This window comes from Lentilactobacillus fungorum (assembly GCF_016860605.1).
GTDB classification, from domain to species: Bacteria; Bacillota; Bacilli; order Lactobacillales; family Lactobacillaceae; genus Lentilactobacillus; species Lentilactobacillus fungorum.
This window is the reverse complement of the sequence record NZ_BNJR01000011.1, coordinates 14,953-39,870: the sequence shown is the minus strand read 5'-3', so window position 1 is coordinate 39,870 and position 24,918 is coordinate 14,953. Positions and strand designations below refer to the sequence as shown.

The window sequence follows — 24,918 nt, the reverse complement described above, 5'->3', positions numbered from 1 at the left end:
TTTCCAAATAATCATAAGTGAAATTCAAACCAACCCGTAGTTGATTTTAGTAAAAATACGCTTATAATTGAAGTTGTAAGCGGTTATAGGAAATGGCTGATGATGAAGCTTTTTAGAAAGATTAATGATATGGTTCATTTATTGGTTCTTAATGCTGAATTGATTGGCTTTTCTTTTTCTTAAAATTGCTCAATGATTAACAAATAAATTTACTGGAGATGTGATTATGCGGATCAAAGCAGCGGTTGTTAGTGAAAAAGGCGGAAACTTCGAGATTAAAGATGATGTTGAATTAGCTGATATGCAGGCTGACGACTTACAAGTTCATATGGTTGCCAGTGGCATTTGCCATTCAGACGAAGCACTGAGAAAAGGAACCGCCGAAATTGGATATCCAATCATTTTAGGTCATGAAGGTTCTGGCATTGTTGAAAAGGTTGGCCCTGAAGTTAAGAACTTCAAGCCCGGCGATCACGTTGTGATGTCGTTTTATGGTTGCGGCAACTGCATTAATTGCCTAAAGGGGATTCCAACTCAATGTTTGAACTACGCCGCAAATAACCTGTCAGGGGTTCGTCCTGATGGGAGTGCTCACTTTACTGAAAATGGGCATGATGTTGCCGACATGTTTGACCAATCATCGTTTACGACAACAACAGTCGTGCGCGAACGGAACGCCGTTAAGGTGCCTAAGGATTTGGACTTACGGGAATTAGGTCCTCTTGGTTGTGGCTACGTGACTGGCAGTGGCACCGTCTTTAACACCTTGAAGCCAGAACCGGGTTCGACAATTGCGGTCTTTGGAACTGGTGCGGTTGGGTTAGCTGCTATGATGGCTGGCCGGATTTCTGGCTGCACAAAGGTAATCGCTGTCGATATCGTTCCTTCACGGTTGAAGTTAGCTAAAGAATTAGGTGCTACTGATACAATTAACAGTAAAGACCAAGATGCCGTTAAAGCTATCCAGGATCTGACTGACGGCCATGGTGTGGACTATGCAGTTGATACCACCGGCGTTAAGAAAGTCATGGAAGACTCGATTCAAGCATTGGCTCAAGGTGGGACCACTGCTACGATTGCGGTGACTGACCAACACATTGATTTGGATACTTGGAACGACCTTTGCACTAGCGATCGTAAGGTTGTCGGTGTTAACATGGGTGACTCAATCCCGCAAGTTGATGTACCACGGTTGATTCGGTTCTATCAATTAGGAATGTTTGACTTTGATAAGACCGAGAAGTTCTACAAATTTGAAGACATTAACCAAGCCAACGCGGATTCAGTTAGCGGCAAGACCATTAAGCCAGTCTTAGTGATTGACCAGGATTACAAACCGGGTGAATAATTGCGTACCAGCAAAATAGTCATGTCGATCATCGATATCAATGCCGTCACTGTGAACCCGTGAATAGTGTCCACAAATTAGGTGCCGGTGATGCGATGATCGCTATGGTATCAAAGTATTTTGAGAACCCACGTTAGTTACCTGCAGGGGGATCCTGAAAAGGTAAGTGGCTGGGTTTGGTTAAGAACTAATAGAAAATAAGAAACACTCTCAATAAGTAAAACGTATACTCAAAGGCAAAGTTAGTCTGATAGCCTTGAGGAACCGCTAGATTGAGGGTGTTTTTTTTGTGATTAATGCTACTTGAAAATTAGAAAGCTAATTACTTGTTTATTTTTCAAATTCTAATAAAATGAAAGCATCGAATTAGTTAGTTGTTTGATTGGATTTTCTAGCCTGTTACTTGGTTTAATTCACAAGCCGTAATAGAAGGGAAGCGTGGCCCAATGACTTAAAAATCGCTTTATTGAAAGCGCTATCATCCGAAAGATGAGCATAGCGGCAATTGTCAAATCAACATTTGCTCGAATAAGGATTTAATTGGACTGTTGTTTCTGGAAGGAATATTAAAAACTGAATTGTTAGTGTTAATGGCGGTTCCCCGTTGCTATAGTTCGTAAATGGATTATCGTGATAGTTCATATGGAAAGGAAGCAAATTCATTATGGCACAAAATGTTGTTTCTAGTAAGCATTACCAAATGTATATTAATGGTGAGTTTAGGGATTCTGAGTCAGGCAATTTAATTACAGTCATTAACCCGGCAACTGGTGAAGTGATTTCAACAGTTCCAGAGGCTAGTCGTGAAGAAGCCCGGGAAGCAGTTGACGCGGCTTATGAAGCTGAGAAAACTTGGAAGCAAGTTCCTGCCGCTACTCGAGGGCAATATTTACACGATGTTGCCAACGAAATCCGTAAGAACAAAGATCACTTTGCTGAAATGCTTCAAGAAGAACAAGGCAAAATTAAGTCGTTGGCGATGACCGAAATTCTATTTTCAGCTGACTACTTTGACTACATGGGGAGTGCTTCGAGGACCTATGAAGGCGAAATTTTACAGTCTGATAATAAATACGAAAATATTATGATTGCCAAGCAACCAATTGGGGTCGCTGCTGGCATCTTGCCTTGGAACTTCCCGTTCTTCTTAATTGCCCGAAAGATGGGGCCGGCGTTGGTAACCGGTAATACCATCGTATTGAAGCCAAGTTCAGATACGCCAAACTTAGCGCTTGAGTTTGCCAAGACCGTTGAAAAGGTCGGAATTCCAAAGGGTGTTGTGAACATTATTTCTGGCCGTGGTTCAATCGTTGGCGACGAATTGACTAAGAATGACAAAATCGGAATTATCAGCTTAACTGGCTCCACTAATTCAGGAAAACGAGTAATGGCCGGTGCCGCAGAACACATGGCTAAGGTTTCACTTGAATTGGGCGGCAAGGCTCCGGGGATTATTTGCAAGGATGCCGATATTGATTTTGCAGTTCAATCCATTATTGACTCCCGAATCGATAATAACGGCCAAATCTGCAATAACTGTGAGCGACTTTACGTTCAAGAAGACGTTGCTGATGAAGTTATTGAAAAGTTATCTAAGAAGATGGCTGAAGTAACTGTTGGCGATCCAATGGAAAATGAAGACATTGGGATGGGCCCACTTATCAATCAGGCCGCATTGGACAAAGTGTCGGGAATGGTTGATCGAGCAGTCGAAGCGGGTGGTAAAATCACCGCCGGCGGACACGTACTGAACATCAAAAATGGGTTCTACTATGAGCCAACAGTAATTACTAATGTCAAACAAGATTCAGAAATTGTCCAAAACGAAATTTTTGGCCCCGTTTTGCCAATCTTAACCTTTAAGACATTAGATGAGGCCATTGAGATGGCTAATGACACGAAGTATGGGCTAACTTCCTCAATCTTTACGCAAAACATTGATACGGCAGCCCGAGCAGCTAATGAGCTAGAAGCTGGTGAGACTTACATTAACCGGTTCAACTTTGAAGCAATGAACGGCTCACATGCTGGCTGGAAGGAATCAGGTGTCGGTGGTGATGATGGCAAGCACGGGATTGAAGAATTCTTGAATACCCATACGGTTTACTTGCAGGGTCATCCGGAGAATGCGAAAGGTTAGCTCAGCTTAAATGATCTAATGAATTGAAAAGGAGGAATCTTTTCAGTACATTGTGGAAAGGTCCCTCCTTTTTCATTTTTATTCGGGGATTTTTATTGAATATGTTATTCAAGTATTGATATATTCGCACTATACATTATAGAAGAGCATCTCTCAAAGTCACTGACGACGCGAGGGATGCTCTTTCGGGTAAATATTATTCAGCGTTTACTAATCGGAACAACTTGTCGGTTTGCCGTGTCAAAGCATTCGCCAGATTTTCGGAAGCAATCCGTTGGCAATCCTCAAGTGATTGGTCGGAATAAAAGGCAACATGAGGAGTTATCATCACATCGGTTCTTCCTAATAATTGGCTGGATTTAAGCCCGTTAGCTGATTCGTCTGTCAGTACATCTAATGCAGCTCCGCGAACTTGACCGTTATTCAGCGCATCGAGGAGTGCCTGTTCGTCGATCATGACGCCGCGGGCAATATTAACAATAATGGGAGATTTCTTCATTTGCTCAAACGCTTGTTGATTCAGGATTCCAGCGTTTTCCGGGGTTAGACGCATTGTTAAAGCGATGAAGTCGGATTCTTCAAACAGGTCTTGTTTAGAAACCAATGGAATTCCCAACTCTGCTGCTCTCTTTTGGGCATGTGGGGTACTGTAGGCGATGACGTTCATGCCAAATGCTTGGGCTTTTTTAGCAGCTTGATAGCCGATTTTGCCAAGCCCCATGATGCCAAATGTCGAATCACTTAGTCGCTTAACGGCCTTTGGTGGTTGAAATTCATACTGTTTCAAATCTTCAGTTTCATGGGTATAATATTTCAATTGCTTATTCATCGCAATCGCACTTAGTACCACGTAATCGGATACTTCTTCAGTACAATATTCGGCAATGACACAAACCTTAGTGTTCATTTCATTAGCAGCTTCAATATCAATATTATTATAGCCGGTGGCTTCAATCGAAATGACTTTGAGCTTGCGACATTTGCGGAGAAGATCGCCATCAAACTTAAGATATGAAGTGAGAATCCCATCTGCATCCTGGATAACGGAGATCAATTCTTCCCGGTTCCCAGTATAGGTATAAGTCTCAATATCAGCTGAGTCGCCAACTATTTGTCGCATGATTCTTTTTTCATAGGCTAGATCACGATTTAACGGTTCGGCCGTATCTGTAATCACTATCTTCATTGTTCTGCCGTCTCCTTTATTGTCGATAACTGTTGTTTTTTATCCCGTGCACGATTTAACTTATAGATTAATAAACTTCCGAGACTGGCAATGATGGCAAAACTGGCGAGTAACAGAAAGATGGTTTGATAGCCATTGTTTTTTTGCGAATCAAGGATTTTACCAAAAATCGTTGGCAATACCATGTCTGGCAAATAACCGATTAACGATACAAAGCCAGTGGTTGCGCCCATCAAAGCAAGTGGAATCTTAGTTTCACCAATAATTGAGAATTGAATGCCGTACAATCCCAACGCTAAAATTCCTGGAATTAGCGAAAGAATCACCACAAAGGCCGTTGGCAGTGAAGAAGAGAGGGAAATTGCAATTAGTGATAGTGCTAGAATGACATATCCGACAGTAAACCAACGCAAAGTTGAGTGGAACAAGCGATCAGCAATTATACCGCTTACTGGAGCCAATAGAAGAAAGACATAGTTTCTGACGACGCCTAAGATACTGCTTGTTTGATTTGAGATACCAATCACATCAGCTAAATAAGGGGTTAAGTAAGATACGCCAGAAAACAATCCATAGGTCATAAAGAAGACGATGGCGATCATCCATACCGAAGGATTGAAAATGATTTTCTTGAAGTCACTAAACTTGGGGGCCTCATCTTTCTGAACTAACTGATTATCATTTGGTAAAAACACAGTTAGAAGGATCGCAATTATCCCGATGACAATTGCCATTGAAACTGCCGCAGCAGTCATCGCTAACTTTGGATTTTGATGGATATTTCCATAGACCCATATAGCTAAGAAGTTCAATAAAGCGGCGGATAGCCCGTTAGACGCATAGTAAATCCCGTACATTTTTCCGCTGTCATTTTCACCACCGATCATTCGAATCGCCTTAATTAAAGCTGACCAAAAAACGAATGCGGAGCTAAAGGCAAGTAATGCCCACACGATGATGGCGACAACGAAGTTTAACGTCAAACCAAACACGGCTGCTAAGATTGCGGTTCCGATTAGGGAGGCGATTAGTGCATTTTTTGACTTGACCTTATCAGCGAGTAGGCCGCCAGGAATGTATAGAATGAGGCATCCGATTCCGTAAATTGAGGTCAATAGGCCAAGTTGGGTATTTGAGATGTGCATCGATGTCAACATTTGGTTATAAAAGATGTATTTGATATAGGGAAAATCATAAATGGTTCCGCCCGCCATTCCCAAGAGTAGCAAAAGCATATATTGCTTTACTTTCGTCATAAGCTGAACACCTCTATTCGTTGACCGTTGTGGTGAGTTGAGTGAACTTAGTTAAGAAGAAATCCAACTCTTTAGATGTGCCAATTGTGATTCGAATTGAATCTGAATAGCCCCAAGGCGTGCAGTCCCGAACGATAACCCCTTGTTTCATTAAGTTTTCACAAACGGTGGTTGCGTTCTCAAAATTATCAGGAAGTTTCGCAAAGATAAAGTTTGCTTCAGAGGGGGCAACTTGACAGCCCATCTCTGTCAAACGCTTAGTAAGCTTCTCTCTTGAAGCGATGATTTTTTCGCGGGTGGTTTGGATTTGTTCTTTATCAAACTTGAGTGATGCACTCGCCGCAGCTAACACCATCCGGTTAGTGCTGAAGGGTTCCGTGACGGTGTCATAACCGTTGATTGCCTGTGTGTCAGCCAAGGCATATCCCAAACGGGCCCCGGCTAATCCAAAGAACTTGGAGAAAGTTCGGACAACAATGATTCTTTTCTTACCAATATATTTAATAAAGTTAGGCAGATTTTCTTTGTTTGAAAAATCCGCGTAAGCTTCATCAACGATAATCCAGACATGATCGGGTAAATTGTTAATGAATTGATCTAGTTTTTTGGCATCAGTTACTGTTGACGTTGGGTTGTTGGGATTACAGATCCAGATGAGCTTGGTTTTATCACTAATATGTTTCTGAAAACTATCTAAATTAAACTGAAAATCGTCTGTTAAGGGAATTTCAATTACTTTAGCCCCCATCATTTTGGATATCTCTCTGTAAAGTCGATAAGACTGCTTAGCGATTAAGACTTCATCACCTGCATTTAAGAATTCCTTTGAAAGGGTTTCTAGAATATTGCCAGCACCACTGCCAATTGCGACGTTATCGGCACTTAATCCCCACTGTTTTGCAATGAGTTCTTTCATTTCGACAAAATCATCTTCTGGATACCGGTTAACGGTTTCGATACTGCGCACCATGGCTTTCTTAGCATGATCAAACGGGCCGTACGGATTCTCATTTGATCCTAATTTAACAACCTTATTAAGATGATATTTTCTGCGAACAACATCCTCAGTTTCTCCAGCAATGTATGGTTCACAGTCATTGATCTCACGACGATAAGTTTTATCAAACATGTTTAAACACTCTCCGTTTCATTAAAATATCATTAAAAAATGATTAGTAATTATTTTACTCCAATAATGAAAAAAAGGAAAGCAGAGAATGTTAGCTTATATAACATTAACGTGAACAAGTTTTGCCGGATTAATTATATATAAGAAACGTAACTTTAGGCTTTTTGTGCGAAATAAAAAGAGGTCATGATCGCCTCTTTTTTCCTTTGCATAGTATTATTTTGCGAATAGAAGTTGCCCCGATTATAGGACATTGAATAATCTTATTTGTAATACAAGGTTAACCTCATATCCTGATCAACATTACCAAACTTTTTGCCAAAAATTGTACAGCCACCCACGTGTTGAGCGTTATCTTTGACTTCAATTTTCAGGTCCATTCTTCTTGGCAATGGTAATAAATCAGCGATGGTCAGATTGCTGACCTTAGACCCGCCAATCCAAGTTCCCGTGTCGGAAACCAAAATAGTGATTTGGGTTCCATATTGGTTAAATTCTTCCGGTGTCCAGCGGGGCGTGTACTTTCCACGGGTATCAGCAAAATCACCTTGGCTTGTCCAAGTCGCTAACTCGTGACCATCAAGGGTGAAAGTGATATCCGACGGCCAGTCAGGGTTGGATAATGGTACTTCAGAACCAAATTCACCAGACAATGTCAGCATTTGCACTTGGTCTTTAGCAAATAAATAATTACCAATTTTGTATTCAACGAAACCTTTCGAGAACCACAGAATTTGAGCGTTCAATCTCCCAGGATCCATAAAATATTTTGGGTCGTCAACGTTACCGATAAAGTTATTAATATCAGCTAAACCACAAGTTGGCGTCACATCAAAATCGACGTAAGAACCAACGGGAATGTCAGCGCTTTGAGATAAGAGTGACGTATTGTTTGGTTGCGGCAATTCCAGCTTTACTTCCGTAATACATATATGAGAAACTTTATTTTTTCCATCGCGTTTGAATTGGACGATTCCAGCTTCTTGAAGCTGATTGACGTGGCGGAGTGTAATTGGTTGGCTAAGGCCAATTTGCTTAGCCAACGCTTTTACACTATAAGGCCTTTGGCAGAGAATTCGAATTATTTTTAACCTCACAGGATTAGCTAGCGCTTTATAAACTGGCAGTGATTTTTCGCTTAAATCGACTATCATCATTTTTCCTTCCTTAAGTAACTAAACAGTTAATTGAAATCTGGCAAGTAACTTAATTGATACTAAAACAAGTATAGTGGATTAATTCACAACATTCAATTAACTTTTATGATATTTCAAGCGAAAATTTATGTTATTGAATATCGTTTTGGTATTGCAAACGCTAACAGAAACGGACTACTATAAAAATGCGCACAGATAAGAAAGACATTTACCTAGGTAATTAATAAAAAAGGAGAGTTTCAATATGAAGTCCGTTTACAGTTATGATAAGTCATTTGAATTAGGAAACGTTGATCCAAAAGTATGGAGTTCATTTACTGAACATTTAGGCCGTTCAATTTATGGCGGCATTTATGATCCTGATAAATCATTTTCAGATGAGAATGGTTTTCGTAAAGATGTCAAAAAAGCGGTTAAGGATTTGAACTTAGGCGTTATCAGATATCCTGGTGGTAATTTTGTTTCTAACTACAATTGGAAGGACGGGATTGGTCCTAAAGATAAACGACCCAAGACAATGGACTTTGCCTGGTCGAGTATTGAGCCAAACACGTTTGGCATTGATGACTTCTGTCAATGGGCGCAAGAAGTTGGCATTGAACCAATGATTGCAGTTAACTTGGGGACAGGTGACATTCGTTCCGCGGCTGAATTAGTAGAATACTGCAATCACGACCATGGCACTTACTGGAGTGACCTTCGAATTAAGAACGGTCATCGAAAGCCATATAACATCAAGTATTGGTGCCTTGGTAACGAAATGGAAGGCGATTGGCAAGCCGGACACATGTCAGCAGAAGATTATGCCAAGAAAGCTCGAGAAGCTGCCAAGATGATGAAGTGGGTTGATGACAGTATCAAACTGGTTGCCTGTGGCAGTTCATATGAAATGTTGCCAACTTATTTGAAATGGGACGAGACCATTATGAAGGATCTCTATCCATATGTGGACTACATTTCAACCCATAATTACAACATGAATTCGGGTCAAGGAACACTGAACTTCTTATCATCATGGAAGCAACTAGACGATCATATTAAGAACACTAAGAACGTCCTTGCTTATTCCAAATCGTTACAAAAGGATCCAAAATACAAAAATAAGGACATCAAGATTTGCTTAGATGAGTGGAATGTTTGGAATATGCAAGATATTAAGATTGATAACTTGGACGACCTTAATGGGATGACAACCTTTGTGTTAACCGATGCTAAAAAGTGGGAAGAACACCCAGCTATCTTACAAGAGAAATATTCATTGTTAGATGCGTTAACCGTTGGTGGATTAGGAATCACCATTTTAAACAACGTTGATCAAGTTGAAATTGCTTGCTTAGCACAATTACTCAATGTGATTTCACCAATTACGACTGATGAAGATGGCAACTTGCTGAAGCAAACGATCTACTACCCATTTGCACTGTTATCTAAATACGGCAGGGGGACTGTCTTATCAGCAAAAGTCTCTGGAGATACACAATCAACCGATTATGGTGATTTACCAGTGGTTGCCTCGGCAACAGTTTATAACAAAGAAAAGAAGCAGCTGCATATCTTTGCTTTAAATAACGATTTAAAAAATGAAGCCAAGTTAGATTTGAAATTTGATGGATTTGGCAAGATCACACCCAAAGAACAAATTGTCTTTACCGGAGATGAATTGAAAGCTACCAATACATTTGAAAATCCAAATAAAGTTGTACCAAAGACGATAACCCCTTCAAGTGATATTGCGGATCTTTCGCTTCCAAAAGCTTCTTGGAACGTTATTAATTGTGATGTTGACGCCTAATGATTGGAGATGTAAAAAGTTATGGAAGGTAATGCAGGTGTTCAACACGCTGTTTCATTTAAGGAAAAGCTAGGATTTACGGACTATGTAGGCTTTGGTTTTGGTGATATGGCGATCAACTTTACGTTTGCTTCACTTGGGATGTTTGTTGTATTTTTCTATACAGATGTCATTGGCATATCAGCTGGAATTATCGGAACTTTGATGTTGTTTTCACGTTCCTTTGATGGAATTATTGATGTGGTTGTTGGTGGCTTGGTGGACAAAACGCACAGTCGTTGGGGTAAAACACGACCGTGGCTGTTATTCGGTGCGTTGCCATTTGCCATCCTAACCATTTCGATTTTTGCCGTTCCTGCCAGCTGGACAGAGGTTTGGAAAATTATTTATATTTTCCTGTCATACAACCTGTTAATGATTGCCTTTTCCGCAATTGCCATTCCTTATGGGACATTGAATTCTTTGGTAACTCGTGATCAGCATCAGCGGGAAAAGTTCAATCTATTTCGGATGTTTATGGCTCAAATTGGTGTCTTGATCGTGACTAATGCAACGATGCCAATGGTTAATTTCTTTGGTAACAAACAAGTCAGTTGGATTATCACATACACGATTCTCTCAATCATTTCGGTCGGCTTGTTAATGATTGTCTTTAAGTCGCAACGAGAACGAGTTCAGGTATCCGCTGCTTCTGAAAAGATTCCGCTGAAAACCAGTTTACATGCAATCTTTCAGAATAAATATTGGTGGATTGCAACGATCTTCTTCATCATTTACAGTATTGGCTATGCTTTGAACCAAGGTAGTACGATTTATTATGCTAAATATATTTTGCATAACGATGGATTAGTTGGGGTGTTAACCATCGGCTATCTTGTACCGGTTCTGGTTGGCTTCCTAATTATGGCAAAACTATTTTCTAAATATGGCAAAACTAAAGTCATGATTGCCGGATCTTTGGTCAGTATTGTGGGGTATTTCTTCACTTTGGTAGCTCCAGATAATTTCTGGGTTGTGATGACTGCTCAAATTATTAAAGGCTTTGGTCAAGCACCGTTACTTGGTGGTGTTTGGGCAATGTTCCCTGATACTATTGAGTATGGTGAATGGAAGACCCACGTTCGAATTGAAGGACTTCTTTATAGTGGTGGCAGTCTGGGACAAAAAGTTGGTGTTGGCCTTGGAACTGCATTAACTGGCTGGGTTCTTGCTTGGGGTCATTACAATGGAACGCTGGCAACTCAGTCATCAAGCGCAATTGGCGCCATTTATCAATTGTTTATTTATATTCCAGTTGTTATTTATATCGCCCAGATTGTTTTGCTCTTAATGTACAATCTTGATAAGAAGTATCCAAAGATTATGCGTGATTTGGCAGCAAGACACGAATAAGTATGATTGACTGGTATTGGTGTGATCAAAAAAGTTCCTACCTCAAATTGCAAGGAGGAGCTTTTTGTCGTTAAAGTAAAGATTTCAATTTGTATTAAGAGGCATGTATTCCAAGCTACTTAATTTATTTTTTATTTTGCCTCACAAACACCAACTTAGTTTCCGTCGAATTCGCCGCACTAAACCGATAATCTGGTGAATCAAACCCCTTCAGCCCAGCAATAGTGGTAATCTGGTTTTCCGCCATAAACCGGACCATCTCACCGCGAGCCATTTTAGCCAGGGTAGCTTTTGTCTTGAATTTACCTTGGACTTCTTGGACAAAATCAACGTCAATCCATTGATCGGTGAGCTTTAAAAACGGGGTTACAGCTTTGGCGTATTCTTTGGAAGCTAAATTAACGATTGGCTCACGGCCAGCACCTAATGCTTGATAAAGCTGATCACCCCAAAAATCATAAAGATTCTTTTGGCCAGCTACGGCTAATTTAGCACCCATTTCCAAGCGATAGGGAACAATTCCGTCAAATGGTTTCAAAATCCCATAAAAACCGGATAAAATCCGTAAGTTTGCTTGAAGATAAGCTAATGCCGGTTCGCTTAACAAGTCAGCCGCAAGGTATTGATACTGAATGCCGGAAAAAGCAAGAATTGCTGGGGTTAATTGGTGATTTAGGTCGGTTTGCTGCAACTGGTTATAAGCAAGTTTGGTTAATTGATCGCTAGTTTGCCATAACTTTTGGGCCGATTGATAATTTAATTGCTGCATGGCCTTTAACAGTTCTTGGGCCTGATTCAAATAAAGTGGCATATCGAGGACGTCAAAATCATCTTGATTGACGACCATTTTCTTGGCTGGCGAAATAATGATTTTCATAAAAAGCTCCTTCAAACTAAAAATGAGCAACGCAGCGTGTGGAACTAGGCGATTAGAAATCGACGCATAAGTCTCTTTTCACGGAATCCTCCAGGCTTGGGACTTTTGGGAAAGCTACTTATACACAAACTTCGGCCTGGTGGCATGCATTTCGGCTAGGTAATGGGTGGCAAACCAAGAATCCCGGTATTTGGTTAAGGACCCTATCAACTAGGTCGATGCTTGGTGTAGCTGTTCTTAAACGTGGTCACTGAAATAAATAAAACAACCCACTTATCCCAATTAGAACAAAGACGCATTTTTGAATCATTTGGATATTCATGTGAGTCGTTATCCGGTTTGCAATCATGGTGCCGATAATGCCGCCAACAATGCCAAGTAAGATTAACGGAATATCATTGACGCTTAAAATGCCGTCATAGAACCGAACAGAAGTCACGTAAAGTTGATCCATTAAGAAAAACGTTTGAATGCTGGCTAGATAAGTTTCTTTGGTGTCGGCCAATGACAGAAAGTATAGTGCCATCAGCGGTCCGCCAATGCCAAATAGGCCATTGAAGAAGCCGGAAACGATCATAAAAATAATCGCCACGTAAATGGGATAATGACGGACCTTAGCCTTTACCAGTAAGAAATAAAGTGATAAAGCAACCAGCAGGCCACCCAACATTGATTTTAACAGATGAACGTCAATCGTATTCACTAATTTAAGCGCGATAAATGCGACCCCTGCGTAAATGATAAACGGGAAAATGACGCGCTTGAAGTGAATACTGTGTCGATAGCGCCATGCTAACATGAGGTTTGACACCGACATAATGAGCGAGGCCACGCCGGCACTTTGGGGGATTGGCAAAATACTTGGTAAAAAGACCATTAACACGATGGCTGAACCAAAACCGGTAATGCCTTGAACGATACCGGCCAAGATTGCTGGTAACAAAACTAAAAATAATGTCGTCATTGTAAATCTCCTTGTAAAAGTGAGCGAGGCTAGATAGTTAAGAGCCAGACTGAGAAGCCCCTTAGCCATGACTTTTTGGCTTATGGGCAAGCGTTTATATGCCTATTTTTTATTTGGCGTCACGCTTTAATAAGTTAGCTAAACCTTTGCTAAAGTCGGCTGCTTGTGTTTACGAGCCTTAGGCGTATGTGAATGGGTGGTGTACAGCTTTCTAGAAACCAACAATGCGATAATTAGAAAAAGCAAACACATCGTAAAACCCGCTTGAATGCCAATCTGTTGATGGTTGGGGTGTTGGCTGAATACCTGACTGGCAATGTTAATGGTCGCAACGATAATGGCCGTACCAAAAGAAGCGGCAATTTGACGCAGGGTGTTAAACGCGGCAACACCATCTGAAATTAAGTTATTTGGCAGGTAGGCCAGCGCTTGAGTCTGAATGGGAATTAGGATTAACACTAAACCGAGTTGGCGAATTGTTTGCCCCATCGTCAGCATGATCACCGAAGCGTTAACGTCAATGAACGCCTGCATCATCGTTCCGAAACAATCAATTAAAATACCAGTGGTGACAATGATCCGAACGGGATAGCGATCAAATAAACGGCCGCTGATGGGCGACATGACACCGGTTAGCAGCGCTCCCGGCAATAGTGCCAGCCCTGAAATGATTGCACTTTTTCCCATAATGGTTTGGATGAGTAGGGGCAAGAGAATGGTGTTGCCATACATTGTTGAAACGATGAGTGAATTGACCAAAGTCGCAGTTGTAAATTGCGTGTTTTTAAAAACCACTAAATTCACAAAGGGGTGATCGGATTGTTGCTGGGTAATGACAAAAGCCGTGATTAGCAAAACGCCAACCATAAATGGCAGCCAGACGATCATGTTAGTCAGCGCGGCTTGGCCGATATTTGAAAAGCTCCAAAGCAATCCCAATAATCCTAAGCTGATGGTGATTAGCCCCAACGAATTAAATTGAGGTTCTTGGTTAGTTGGGACTAGGGGCAGTGAGATAACTGCTAAAATGAGATCAACGATAATAAATGGTAAAACAAAAATAAATAAGTAACGCCAAGAAAAATAATCCAGGATCACCCCAGAAAGGGTGGGGCCAATGATTGGCGAGAAATTAAAAGCCAAGCCAACAAGGCCCATTACCGCGCCTTGTTTGCCTCGAGCAGCGTAACGGATAGCTAAGATATTTACTAAGGGCATCATCATCCCCGAGCCGACTGCTTGAATCATTCGACCGATAATTAAGGTTAAAAAGTTGGGGGCCATAGCGCCAAAAATCGTTCCCAATAAAAAAATGGTACTAAATCCAATGAACAAAGATCTAAACGTGAATTTCTTGGTGAGATAGGCACTGACTGGAATCATGATGGCATTCACCAGCATGTAGCCGTTGCTAACCCACTGAACAGTGGACGATGAGATTGCAAATGCCCGCATGAAGGTGGGCAAGGCAACGTTCATCAGGGTTGAACAGAGGATGCCAAAAAAGGCACCGAAGATCATAATAAATAGCGATAATTTAATTTGTTTTGACATTAACAAGACTTCCGATTATGTAGTTTGGCCGCTAAATTAAAAAAACGGGCCTTTAAATAGTTTAAAGATTATGGATAAGTAAGTCAAAACGAATTTAGAAAACGCAAGTACAGTTATCATCGCGAGCCGACCGTCATCGAGTTGACTTCGTAATAAAAAAGCCGAATGATATCGAAGCATCATTCGGAAATTCTTAATTGATGAGGTTGACTATACCATTCGTTTATTTTTTATCGATTGGATTGACTAGTTGAACGACCATACTTGGAGTGCCACCAGGAAGTGCCCGATAAACGGCGTAATCACCCGGCCGTAAATCATAATCTTGCAACTTGCCGCTAGCTTCTACTTTAAAGTTGGCAACTTCGTAGTAAGCGTGACCGTCAACCGGTTCATCAGTCAGGGTGACCTGAACGGAATCCAGCGGGGCGACGTCTAGCGATGCCCGCCGTAGTGCTAGGTATTGGTTGTTAATCGAATCGACCATAATGGTAATGGCATTATCAGTGCATGGTGCGGTAAACGTTTCTTTCAATCTGTATGCCTTCCTTTTTTCAGTGATGCGTGACGAATATCGGCCACGCTAATCGTTATTAATTTATCGGTTTGAAAATAAATGGATTGATCGTAAGCGCCAATAACGATTCCGTCAAGATTACAAACGTTAAGATAACCATCGGCATTCAGTTGAAGGGTTATTTGCATGGCATTCCGCCAGCTTATTTGTAGAAGTTTGTCAATTGTTTTGGCATCTTGTTGGGGTAAGCGAATAGTTGGGGCTTCGGCTATCTTTTTGTCCGTCATGTCCTGAGTGTGGTCACTTAAAAAGTACCCCAGCCACTTGATCATTCCCCGATCAGGGTAAAGCCATTGGTCCCTGGGAACGTTTCGAATCATCAGCAGCACCTCCTATGTCTAGTATAGGAACGTACGTTCGAAGGTCAAGTAATGTATCGAAGTTTGTTCTGGGAATCGATCAATGGGATGAGTCACGTAACTTCAAATAAATTTCCTTAAAGTTTAAGCTGCTCGTCATCCGTTGAGAGTGGGAACCCCTTTCTAAAGGCGGTCATCAAGAAGTTAAGAAGCGGTGGGGTAACTTTTAATTCGTCCAAATCGCGCAGTGAAAAGGTGTAACGAATGGCCTTTTCGTCTCCAGCTTCAACTTTTTGAACCCACTTTGGTTCGCGAATTAATTCACGGCCCATGGCGGCAAAATCGACACCGGCGGCCATCAGTTTTTCAACTTGGGCAGGGGTTGCCAGGTGACCAACTACCATTAGTGGTAAATCAGGCGCTAAAATTGGCTTAATTTTCTCAAAAATCGGCTGGTGGTCATCACGGTCGACAATTGAACTGGCAAATGCATCGGCTAAAGAAATATGAAGGTAGTCAATGGGGGTGTCGTTGAGCTTCTTAATGAGTGCCAAGGTATCCGCCAACCGGATTCCAGGCGTTTCGAGTTCTTCTGGTGAAATCCGGTAGCCCAAAATAAACGATGGCTTGCGCTGCTTAATCACTTCAGCACAAACGGCAACCACTGCTAAAGGAAAGTTCATCCGTTTTTCAAGCGTGCCACCCCACTTGTCGGTGCGTCGATTCGAATGAGGGCTAAAGAATTGTTGCATTAGATAAGTATTAGCGCCGTGAAGTTCGACACCGTCAAAGCCGGCATCAATTGCTAATTGAGTTGCACTGGCAAAGTCTTTGATGGTTTGTTCAACTTCTTCATTGGTCAACGCACGAGGCGTTTCGGCTCCTGGCCGCAGTGGGGCAACGGCACTGGCAGACACTGGTTGCTTGCCGCGAAGGACCTTGGAATTACTCATCCGGCCAGCACTGAAAATTTGCAAAATAGCTTTGGTGTGATTAAGTTTCATCGCATTGGCTAAGCGCGTCAATCCAGGAAGCATTTTACGATTGGCAACGCTCAATTCGCCCTCGAAGCCTTTGCCGAGATCGTTAACGTTAGCACAGCCGGTAATCATCATCCCGACACCACCAGCTCGAAGGCGATAATAGGCAATTTCGTCATTGGTAATCGAACCATCTTCAAAGCTGGATTGTTCGGTCATTGGTGACATGGCAAGCCGGTTCTTAATTGTCACGCCGTTTCGCAGCGTGTAAGGTTTGAAAAAATGGTAGTTGGTCATTGCAAAACCTCCATATAAGTAAAAATAACTACGTTTTCATTCTAGCATAGCTATATAAGTTAGTGGTTAAATTGGTGGTTAACTGATTAAAAATGTAAAATCAATTTGACATAATATGTAAAAGATGTTTTACTGTAAATGTAAAACAAGTTTTACATTGAAACGGAGGGAGCAATATAAAAAATACGATTAAAAGCCGTCGAAAAAGCCTGAAATTGTCCCAAGCGGAATTAAGTGAATTGACTTCAGTTACCCGCCAGACAATTAACGCAATTGAAAATGAAAAATATGATCCTTCTCTAGAACTGGCTTTTAAATTGGCGAAAGTGTTACGGACAACAGTTGACGAACTTTTTATTTATGGAAGGGACAGTAAGTAAAATGAATACTAAAAAACATATGATCAACGTTGCGATTGCAACCACCCTTGCGTTAGGCGCAATTTACATATTTTTCCTTGGAAGTGCTTTTTATAAAGGCTATGCTAATGTTCCGGCCAGTGTTTCAGTGATTTTATGGTTGGTGCTAGGAGCTGGTGTGATCATTGACCTGTTTCTTTTATTGAAGACTCGAAAGACTAAACGGAAAGTTAAATTCTTTGACTTTAATGAAGATGGTTATCCAATTGACATGCAGCATAATGATGAACGGGAATGGCGAATGATGTTGACGGCAACGTATATTTCATCGCGACTGACAGTTATTTATTTAATTATTGCGTTCTTGATACCCTATGCAATTATTTTATCAGGGATTGAATTAGGCGCATTTTTCTGGGCATTCTTTGCCGGAACAGTCGTTTTTTTGGCAATTATGGTTAATGAATGGGGCTATGTCATTTCTTATATTCATTTAGATAGAGCATGAACTCATTTGATAAAAAAACAATCTAGGATTAAATCTGACTAGAAGCTGAAATTAATCAGTCTCTAGCGGGATCTAATCTTAGATTGCTTTTTAGGTTACAGCTAATGGTGACATCAACTTTATCTGTTAAAGTTCGCCGCCTTTTTCAAAGGTCGGCACCATCTTCTCAGCCCGCAGTAAGACAAGCTGGTGAAGTAAGTCCTTCACGTTTTCGGTAATTGTGTTGGCGATTTTTTCGTTGACTTGATTATGCCACTCGGGTAATTTTTCCTTGGCAATATTCTTAAATTCAGCATCGGCGGCCGCTACCGCAGCCCGGCCGTTTGCCAAGCCAAACTTACGGCTTTCAGAAACCGCCACCATGGCATCTAAATCGTGTTCGGCAAAGAACGGATCAGCCAACATGGCAACTAACTTATTGAGCCAATAAAAGCTTTCAGTCGTTGTTCGTAGCGGGGTATTTTTAAAGTTAGCGGGTGTATCCGTGCAGTTCGCGAAGAAAGGCACCGGCGCGTTAAACTCGTTAACGCCTTCAGCCAGCCAATGAATTGCCGCGTGTTCGGCAGGAAAGTTTGGCCGAATTTGTAAAATGTGCATTTCCTGATTACGATTCATCCCGATTGGCCGATAGCGTTGCCGACTTTCCGCAGTGCCTGTTTTGCCATAAGGGTCAAAATCAGTTCCTTGATAATGGCTGCTTAAAAAGAAGGCAATGTCTTCGACGGAAATTAAGCGCGCGGCTACTCTGGTAAAGGGCATGCTGCGGCTTTCAGGATCCTGGTCAATTTCTGGGTTAAACATCTTTTGGCCGTACCAAACCCGTGGCGTGTTGTAGTAGTGATCGGCTTGAACGTCTTCGCCAAAGATATTACGGAAATTAAACCCCGAGCGAGCTTGATTGAGATGATGAGCTTCAGCGAATTCTTTGAGGTCAGCCGAATACATAAAGTGATCCGGATCGTTGAAGTCGATTTCTTGGATGCCGGTTTGGTTCGGTGCAACTGCGTAAGCATTATCGGGAATTCGTTCGGCTGCCCAGTGATGGCCGCCGACAGTTTCGAAGTACCAAACTTCATCGGCATCAGAAAACGCGATGCCATTACTTTCGCAAGTTCCAAATTGAGTTACCAATTGGCCTAAGCGTTTGACGCCTTCTCTGGCAGAATGGACGTAAGGTAAAACAACCGTTAACATGGCTTCTTCGCCAATCCCGTCTGGTACCAAGGGGTCGAGGCCAAGCATCGTCGTGTTGGTAAACTCAGTTTCAGTTGAACTCATGGCAACGTTATCGGTGTTAATGCCAGATTCGCCCCATAAGCCATCGCTCGTGTCGGCGCAGGGGGTTTCAGTGTAACGCAACGGGCTAGCTGGCAGTTTCAGCCGAAAATTGTTAAACGTTGACACATATTCGCTGGGTTGATCGGCCGGATTGACTACGACAAATCGTTTAGCATTAATACCTCCACCGGCATCTTCATTTCTGGCGATCATCGTCGAACCATCAACAGTTGCCTTTTTACCAGCTAAAAAGGCGGTACAGCTAGAAAGATTTAAAGCAGTTTGCAAAAAAGTCATTTCCTCTCTAATAAAAACGCTGACCTCATTAAACAACGAGTAGCGTTTCAAATCATGTGAGTTTAACTCACTTGTAAAGTTAAGTATACTGCAAAATTTTAGTTCGTAACAGGCTGATAAAATTGGCTATATTAATCAGAAAAAGTAGTATATTAGTAGGTGAATTGTGTCAAATACTTAGAACTAGAAAGGTTTGGAAATAATGGTCAGAATATTTATTTTCTTAATCATTGCTGGCTTCGTGGCGGGGTTGTTGGCATCAGTTGCTGGCTTGGCTTCACTGGCTTCGTATCCGGCGCTTTTAATGGTTGGCTTGCCACCAGTAATTGCCAACGTGACGAATACAACGGCCTTGGTTTTTTCTGGAATTGGGTCAATGGCCTCCTCGATAAAGGAATTGAAGGGAAATTGGAAACGGCTGGGTGTCTATGTCGGGCTGTCGTTAGTCGGCAGTATTGGTGGGAGTATTTTACTGCTGATGGCCCCGGCAGCTTCTTTTGAAAAAGTCGTGCCGTTCTTTATTTTGGTCGCTGGGATCTTGTTGTGGATGTCTGGGCGAAAGAAGGACGTTTCGACTCGTAAACTCAAGGCTGCCAATGTTACTGCCGAAAAACATTTCTGGGTATCATTTATCAGCCTGGCAGGGATTGTGCTGGTGGGAGCCTACACTGGCTATTTTGGCGCGGCCGGCGGGGTAATCTTTTTGGCAATCTTGTCGATTATTATGGACGACAAGTTTACGGTGGTGAACGCGACCAAAAATGCGATTGCCTTTATTGGCAACTTAGTGGCAGCTATCATTTTCATCTTTAAATCACACATTGACTGGCTATATGTCATCCCACTTGGATTTGGCCTGTTAATTGGTGGCTATACAGGGCCGATTATTGTTCGTCACGCTAATATTCACTTACTGCGAGTGTTAATTTCGCTGGCAGCTTTTGGGTTGGCAATCTACTTGTTTATAACGGCCTATTTTTGAAAGCCTCGTTTAGTCACCCAACTTGCGGACTAGCCGATCGGAGTGACAGGAAAGGTCAACGGTCAATTGATAGTCAAGATAATAACGCCTGGACCATTTTTTGGCTTAGTTCAAGTGCGGGTATGGTGCATTAATAGCGATTTGGGTGGAATAACTCAGAAGATTTTTTAGGTGGTTAATCAGGTTAAAATGACGAAAAAAGAGGAGTGATTAGCCCCTCTTATACATCGAATTAATATTAAATTGAGTGTTCACTAAGGCGGAATTGTGGCTGGCAGCGGAAGTAGTTATTGCATAGTAATGCCCGCGCTTAAGCCAACGAAGTCCGTAACGGATAGTTTAATTGCTGAGCGCTTCATTAGTTACTTACCTTTAATTTATGGTGCCGCTCCTCTCGTGCATATCATAGGGATTGAGTTAACCAATAAGGGACTGGGGAGCAATTATTGGGTTAGCTGGTAAAATCCAAACAACATAATTAATTTTTTCAATTTTCTCGCTAGGTGGTGAAGACTCAGCTTCAGTCGCGACGCCAATATGGTAACCATCATAATTTGATAGATTAGTGTAATCAATTTCGTTGAGCTTATTTGAAAGCTGTGTTTTTACCAAGCTAATATCGGGGGTGCTAACATATCCCCAGTCTTCTTCTAATCCCCGTGGTTCCCCACCATATTCTTGAACAAGATGGTTTGTAAACATGTTTTGATCAACGTCACGATAATTATCGTCCATCCATAAATCATATTTTGCCAGGTCATCCAGCTTTGCATCTTCCACCATATTAGGTGAGAGTTGAAGAATCTGCTGAGCAAATTTAATATTATCGATATCATTGAATTCTTGTGCGTTGTCTGAATAATTGGCATTGTTATTGTTAGCTGAATTGTTGGCAGTTACCGGCGTGGTGGCTGAAGGATTGCCATTGCTGGTGGAAGTGTCACCGCTGCCTGAATGAGTTGGCGTGCTAGTTGTCCCAGTCGAGGTCGTGACTGGTTTTAAGTAACCATTCCAAATCCAACCTTGAAGACTTTGGCTGGCATTTGTAACGTGATAATAGATTGCATACGTGCGGGAATCTTTAAAATAGAGTTTTTCGTGGGCAGTTGTATACCAAGTGACTTTAGCTGTTTCGGTATTGAAGCCATACCGAGTACCTAAATGTTCTGAATAACGCGCCCCAGTCGTTGCGGTATAGGCATGGCGACCCATAGCGTGACGCCAAATTAATTTTACATCATTCGAACGTGCCGCCGAGTACTGGCTGGCAGCAGTTGTTTGTAGTTGACTGGTAAAAACGGCGCCTAAGCTGACTAAACAGGCAGCAAGTAGTTTGATAGTTGAATTCTTCATGAGTTAATTGCCTCCACTGGGCATCTGAGTATGCTTTAAATAAAATAATTTCCCGAGATAATGGGTTGTTTATGATTTTAGGTAGCAACTTTTAAAATTAGTTTGAAGTATTATTACTTGGCGTTATTGTTGGATTAGGTGGAAGAACGTAGATGACATAGTTAATTTTCTCAATTTTTCCATCAGGAAGTGAGGACCAAGCTTCGGTGGCAACGCCAATGTGGTCACCATCATATTTTGACAAGTTGGCGTAATCAATAGGATTAAGGTTGATTGATTGCTGCGCTTTCACTAAACTCGTATCTGGTTTGCTGACGTATCCCCAGTCTTTTAACAATCCTTGGGGTTGACCACCATATAATTGAGTGAGATAGTTTGTCAATTTGATTTGAGGGTTATTATAGTGATAATGATCATCTACCCAGAAATCATATTTTGCTAAATCAGTCAGTTTGTTATCCACCACCATCTTAGGAGAAAGCTGAAGGATTTGCTGAGCAAATTTAACGTTATCGGCTTGATTGAATTTCTGTGCATTGTCTGAATAACTGCTACTATCAGTTGAATTACTAGGACTTGTTGTCGGGGCGGTAGTCGAAGAATTACCATTATTAGTGGTGGTACCACCGTTGCTTGAATTGGTCGCGGTTCCTGAGGTCGTCGCTGGTTTCAAATAACCATTCCAAATCCAACCTTGGAGACTCTGGTCGGCATTGGTGACGTGATAATAAATCGCGTAAGTATGTGAATCCTTAAAATAAAGCTTTTCGTGGGCCGTTGTGTACCAAGTAACTTTAGCTGTTTGGGTGTTAAAACCATATCGAGTGCCCAAATGCTCCGAATAGCGAGCCCCGGTTGTGGCAGTATAGGCATGCCGGCCCATAGCGTGGCGCCAAATTAACTTCACGTCATTCGAGCTGGCAGCCCCGAGCGATAGTTGGCTGGTAAAGATAGCTCCTAAGCTAATTAGGCTGGTAACAAGCAGTTTGACAGTTGGATTTTTCATGGATAACTCACCTCCACAGGGATTATAGCACCGTGAAGATGAGATGTTTTTTTATTTTTTCTTAAGAAAAGTGAGGTGAATTAATTGAAATTCCAAGCTATCATTATGACGTGGATAAACCGCTGAAAGCCTATGATGATAGACTATTTAGCCTTGCTGAGTGGGGCGAAAATAGGTGATTAGCGTAATTAATTATGAGAAAAGAAGAACCGAAAGAATGAACAAATCATTATTAAGAGATAAGGATGATAAATTAATAGTCTGTCCATATCTATAACGACAATTGACAATTAAGAAGTTGAACAAGTGAGCCAAATCATGAAATGAGTGAGGCAATTAGACGGATTATACTAAAATACACCCATAGGCGGCTGAAGTAATTTCGACTAGAAAATAGACAATTCGTCTATGAAGTTAGATGATTTGATTTCTGGGCATTACAGTTAGAGAGCTGCTATGAATTGAGATTAAAAAAGCCGATCAAGTTGCCGTAAAATGGGCTGACTTGATCGGAACTTTTTATCTTGATAGGCCATCTAAATGTTAGTAATTGACAATGGCGATCGCTACTTCGGCGATTGATCATCTTGATTATCAGAATCGTATCGCTTAGCTTTTTGGGCCAACTTCTTTTGGCGAATAAGTGCTTTGGCATCCTTGCGGTCCGCTTTTCGTTTGGCTTTTTGCTGGCGCTCTTGGATCTTGATTTCTTGTTTGGCCGCCTCTCGCTTGGCCTTTGCTTGCCGCTCAATATTCTTGGCCGCTAATTTAGCAGCGTCTTCTTGAGCCTCTTGATCGCGGTCACGTTGCTTGGCTGCCTGTTCTGCGGCATCTTTTTGTGCTTCTAGTTGGCGTTGACGTTCTTTTTTCGCTTGTCTAGCCGCTGCTTTTTGAGCATCCTGCTGGGCTTCCCGTTCATCAGCGGCTTGTTGTTGAGCAGTTTTTTGATGTTTAGCCAGGCGTTCAAACTCATCCCACTGAGCTCGGCGTAATTCTCGAATAGCTTCGGCATCTAAATGACCACCGCTTTTGCCAGCTCCCGCGCCAATGGGTTGATCCAGCCAACGGACCCAACTGATTGGTTTGGCACTAATTGACCGGACAGCTTCAGTCCCATTGGCTGCTTTTTGAGTTTCAACCAATTGTCGAAATTGCTTCATCTGGTCGCGAGGTAGCCGTAAGTATTGTTGTCGCTGGTTGGTAGTGAGTTGGGCAACGTCGTACATTTGTTGGCGGTCTCGTGAACTAAGCAGCAGATAAACAAGGGGGTAAGGCAGGTAGAACCACAAAATAATTTGGGGGAAGAAGTAAGCCAAAACTATCAAAACTAAATTTAATAGGACATAAATGAGGTTGTGTTGCCCAAATACTTTGTGGTAAACCTGACGCATTTTTGACGTATCGGTATATTGGAAGTGAATGACACCTCGGGCCAGTAAGCGAAAGCAAGCACCGGTGATGCCGACTAGTAGTCCATAGGCAGTAACCGTTATTTTAGTGGTATTCTCAGCCATCATATTGGTTGCCAGCGGTGTAAGCGATAAAGGAATCAGAAAGACAAAATCATAGAGCATAATGCGATAACTCATGTCGTCAATTTCATTAAATAAAGTGGCGTGTTGGTACCACATGTTGGCGACAAACGCGAAGCTGATAATGTAGACGCCGATTTCTTTGCTCAATAATAGATAGTCGGCAGCGCTGTCTTTTAACACTGGAGTTAAATCCAATACCATAATCGTTAAAATAATGGCGATGACGGCATCGCTAAATGCGTCTAGTCGGGTTTTTAATTTTTTCATTATGAAGGCCTCTTTACTGCCTGGGGTGATTGTTTGAGAAAGCTGAATTTATTGAGATATTTTTAACTTAGAAAAGCGTAGGGCCTGACCGTGAGCCCAATCCCTTGGCACCCATTGTTGTTAAACGCTTTGGCGGTCGCTTTTAAAATCCGGTGCCAATTATACTGGGTGCCCTGAATTGGTTCCATATCAATGATAACTTTAATGTGCGTTTAGTTTACATTGTGATGGTCTAACTCTATTAACCTATGCCCATTATAGAACTCTGGGCGTCAAAAGAGCGAATAGTGAACGTTGATTGAACTGATTAAGCCGCCTAAAGTCTCAAAAACATGAGGTCTTGGCGAAGAATTGTCTAGTGATCCATAATACATAAATGCTTGGA

Annotated in this window: 21 protein-coding genes; 7 read left to right on the top strand and 14 right to left on the bottom strand. The window is 41.8% G+C overall.

Translation table 11 applies throughout. The features are described from left to right. Positions 1-226: 226 nt before the first annotated feature. Positions 227-1,348, top strand: coding sequence for an NAD(P)-dependent alcohol dehydrogenase (locus tag YK48G_RS05545; protein ID WP_203629737.1), 1,122 nt, complete (start codon positions 227-229; stop codon positions 1,346-1,348). A gap of 664 nt (positions 1,349-2,012) precedes the next feature. Then, on the top strand, positions 2,013-3,488 hold the full coding sequence (gene aldA, locus YK48G_RS05540) for an aldehyde dehydrogenase (RefSeq protein ID WP_203629736.1): 1,476 nt from the start codon (positions 2,013-2,015) through the stop codon (positions 3,486-3,488). A gap of 196 nt (positions 3,489-3,684) precedes the next feature. On the opposite strand, the gene YK48G_RS05535 is transcribed toward aldA, so the two are convergent. The 4 genes from YK48G_RS05535 to YK48G_RS05520 all read right to left on the bottom strand — a co-directional run bounded on the left by YK48G_RS05535 (position 3,685) and on the right by YK48G_RS05520 (position 8,216). Then, a complete protein-coding gene (locus tag YK48G_RS05535) occupies positions 3,685-4,674 on the bottom strand; it encodes an NAD(P)-dependent oxidoreductase (RefSeq protein ID WP_203629735.1) in 990 nt (329 codons plus the stop codon). Further along, positions 4,671-5,930 (bottom strand): MFS transporter, encoded by a 1,260-nt coding sequence (locus tag YK48G_RS05530; RefSeq protein ID WP_203629734.1) that lies wholly within the window; start codon positions 5,928-5,930, stop codon positions 4,671-4,673. The genes YK48G_RS05535 and YK48G_RS05530 overlap by 4 nt, the downstream gene beginning before the upstream one ends. Before the next feature lie 13 nt (positions 5,931-5,943). Continuing rightward, positions 5,944-7,059, bottom strand: a complete 1,116-nt coding sequence (gene hisC / locus YK48G_RS05525) for a histidinol-phosphate transaminase (protein ID WP_203629733.1) — start codon at positions 7,057-7,059, stop codon at positions 5,944-5,946. 263 nt (positions 7,060-7,322) lie between these two features. Beyond that, positions 7,323-8,216 (bottom strand): ArsR/SmtB family transcription factor, encoded by an 894-nt coding sequence (locus tag YK48G_RS05520; protein ID WP_203629732.1) that lies wholly within the window; start codon positions 8,214-8,216, stop codon positions 7,323-7,325. A 244-nt stretch (positions 8,217-8,460) separates the two neighbouring features. Here YK48G_RS05520 and YK48G_RS05515 point away from each other — a divergent pair, with 244 nt between their 5' ends. Then, the gene (locus YK48G_RS05515) at positions 8,461-10,008 is read left to right on the top strand and encodes an alpha-N-arabinofuranosidase (protein ID WP_203629731.1); all 1,548 of its coding nucleotides are present in this window, start codon (positions 8,461-8,463) and stop codon (positions 10,006-10,008) included. A 21-nt stretch (positions 10,009-10,029) separates the two neighbouring features. Continuing rightward, positions 10,030-11,400, top strand: coding sequence for an MFS transporter (locus YK48G_RS05510; protein WP_203629730.1), 1,371 nt, complete (start codon positions 10,030-10,032; stop codon positions 11,398-11,400). A gap of 124 nt (positions 11,401-11,524) precedes the next feature. Here YK48G_RS05510 and yaaA read toward each other — a convergent pair whose 3' ends face one another. From yaaA to YK48G_RS05480, 6 genes are all read right to left on the bottom strand, one after another. Next, on the bottom strand, positions 11,525-12,277 hold the full coding sequence (yaaA, locus tag YK48G_RS05505; RefSeq protein ID WP_203629729.1) for a peroxide stress protein YaaA: 753 nt from the start codon (positions 12,275-12,277) through the stop codon (positions 11,525-11,527). Between the two features lie 247 nt (positions 12,278-12,524). Next, a complete protein-coding gene (locus tag YK48G_RS05500; protein ID WP_203629728.1) occupies positions 12,525-13,241 on the bottom strand; it encodes a sulfite exporter TauE/SafE family protein in 717 nt (238 codons plus the stop codon). 138 nt (positions 13,242-13,379) lie between these two features. Further along, positions 13,380-14,795 carry a DHA2 family efflux MFS transporter permease subunit gene (locus YK48G_RS05495; RefSeq protein WP_203629727.1) on the bottom strand — a complete coding sequence of 472 codons (1,416 nt, stop codon included), beginning with the start codon at positions 14,793-14,795 and terminating at the stop codon, positions 13,380-13,382. Positions 14,796-15,018: 223 nt separating this feature from the next. Then, on the bottom strand, positions 15,019-15,330 hold the full coding sequence (locus tag YK48G_RS05490; RefSeq protein ID WP_203629726.1) for a hypothetical protein: 312 nt from the start codon (positions 15,328-15,330) through the stop codon (positions 15,019-15,021). Beyond that, positions 15,327-15,692 (bottom strand): hypothetical protein, encoded by a 366-nt coding sequence (locus YK48G_RS05485; RefSeq protein WP_203629725.1) that lies wholly within the window; start codon positions 15,690-15,692, stop codon positions 15,327-15,329. The genes YK48G_RS05490 and YK48G_RS05485 overlap by 4 nt, the downstream gene beginning before the upstream one ends. Before the next feature lie 116 nt (positions 15,693-15,808). Further along, complete coding sequence (locus YK48G_RS05480; protein WP_203629724.1) at positions 15,809-16,948, bottom strand: NADH-dependent flavin oxidoreductase; 1,140 nt, start codon at positions 16,946-16,948, stop codon at positions 15,809-15,811. A gap of 176 nt (positions 16,949-17,124) precedes the next feature. Between YK48G_RS05480 and YK48G_RS05475 the strand changes: the two genes are divergently transcribed. Together YK48G_RS05475 and YK48G_RS05470 are read left to right on the top strand one after the other, a co-directional pair. After that, positions 17,125-17,328: a helix-turn-helix transcriptional regulator gene (locus tag YK48G_RS05475; RefSeq protein WP_203629774.1), complete on the top strand. Its 204-nt coding sequence runs from the start codon at positions 17,125-17,127 to the stop codon at positions 17,326-17,328. A gap of 1 nt (position 17,329) precedes the next feature. Then, the gene (locus tag YK48G_RS05470) at positions 17,330-17,815 is read left to right on the top strand and encodes a hypothetical protein (protein WP_203629723.1); all 486 of its coding nucleotides are present in this window, start codon (positions 17,330-17,332) and stop codon (positions 17,813-17,815) included. A gap of 126 nt (positions 17,816-17,941) precedes the next feature. On the opposite strand, the gene YK48G_RS05465 is transcribed toward YK48G_RS05470, so the two are convergent. Then, positions 17,942-19,390, bottom strand: a complete 1,449-nt coding sequence (locus YK48G_RS05465; RefSeq protein WP_373300176.1) for a C69 family dipeptidase — start codon at positions 19,388-19,390, stop codon at positions 17,942-17,944. Between the two features lie 202 nt (positions 19,391-19,592). On the opposite strand from YK48G_RS05465, the gene YK48G_RS05460 reads away from it, so the two are divergent. Then, positions 19,593-20,372: a sulfite exporter TauE/SafE family protein gene (locus YK48G_RS05460; protein WP_203629721.1), complete on the top strand. Its 780-nt coding sequence runs from the start codon at positions 19,593-19,595 to the stop codon at positions 20,370-20,372. A 417-nt stretch (positions 20,373-20,789) separates the two neighbouring features. Here YK48G_RS05460 and YK48G_RS05455 read toward each other — a convergent pair whose 3' ends face one another. The 3 genes from YK48G_RS05455 to YK48G_RS05445 all read right to left on the bottom strand — a co-directional run bounded on the left by YK48G_RS05455 (position 20,790) and on the right by YK48G_RS05445 (position 24,533). Continuing rightward, positions 20,790-21,725, bottom strand: coding sequence for a hypothetical protein (locus YK48G_RS05455; protein ID WP_203629720.1), 936 nt, complete (start codon positions 21,723-21,725; stop codon positions 20,790-20,792). Positions 21,726-21,822: 97 nt separating this feature from the next. Then, entirely contained in the window at positions 21,823-22,731 is a 909-nt protein-coding gene (locus YK48G_RS05450) for a hypothetical protein (RefSeq protein WP_203629719.1), read from the bottom strand. Positions 22,732-23,297: 566 nt separating this feature from the next. Next, positions 23,298-24,533, bottom strand: a complete 1,236-nt coding sequence (locus YK48G_RS05445; RefSeq protein WP_203629718.1) for a TMEM175 family protein — start codon at positions 24,531-24,533, stop codon at positions 23,298-23,300. Positions 24,534-24,918: the final 385 nt, after the last annotated feature.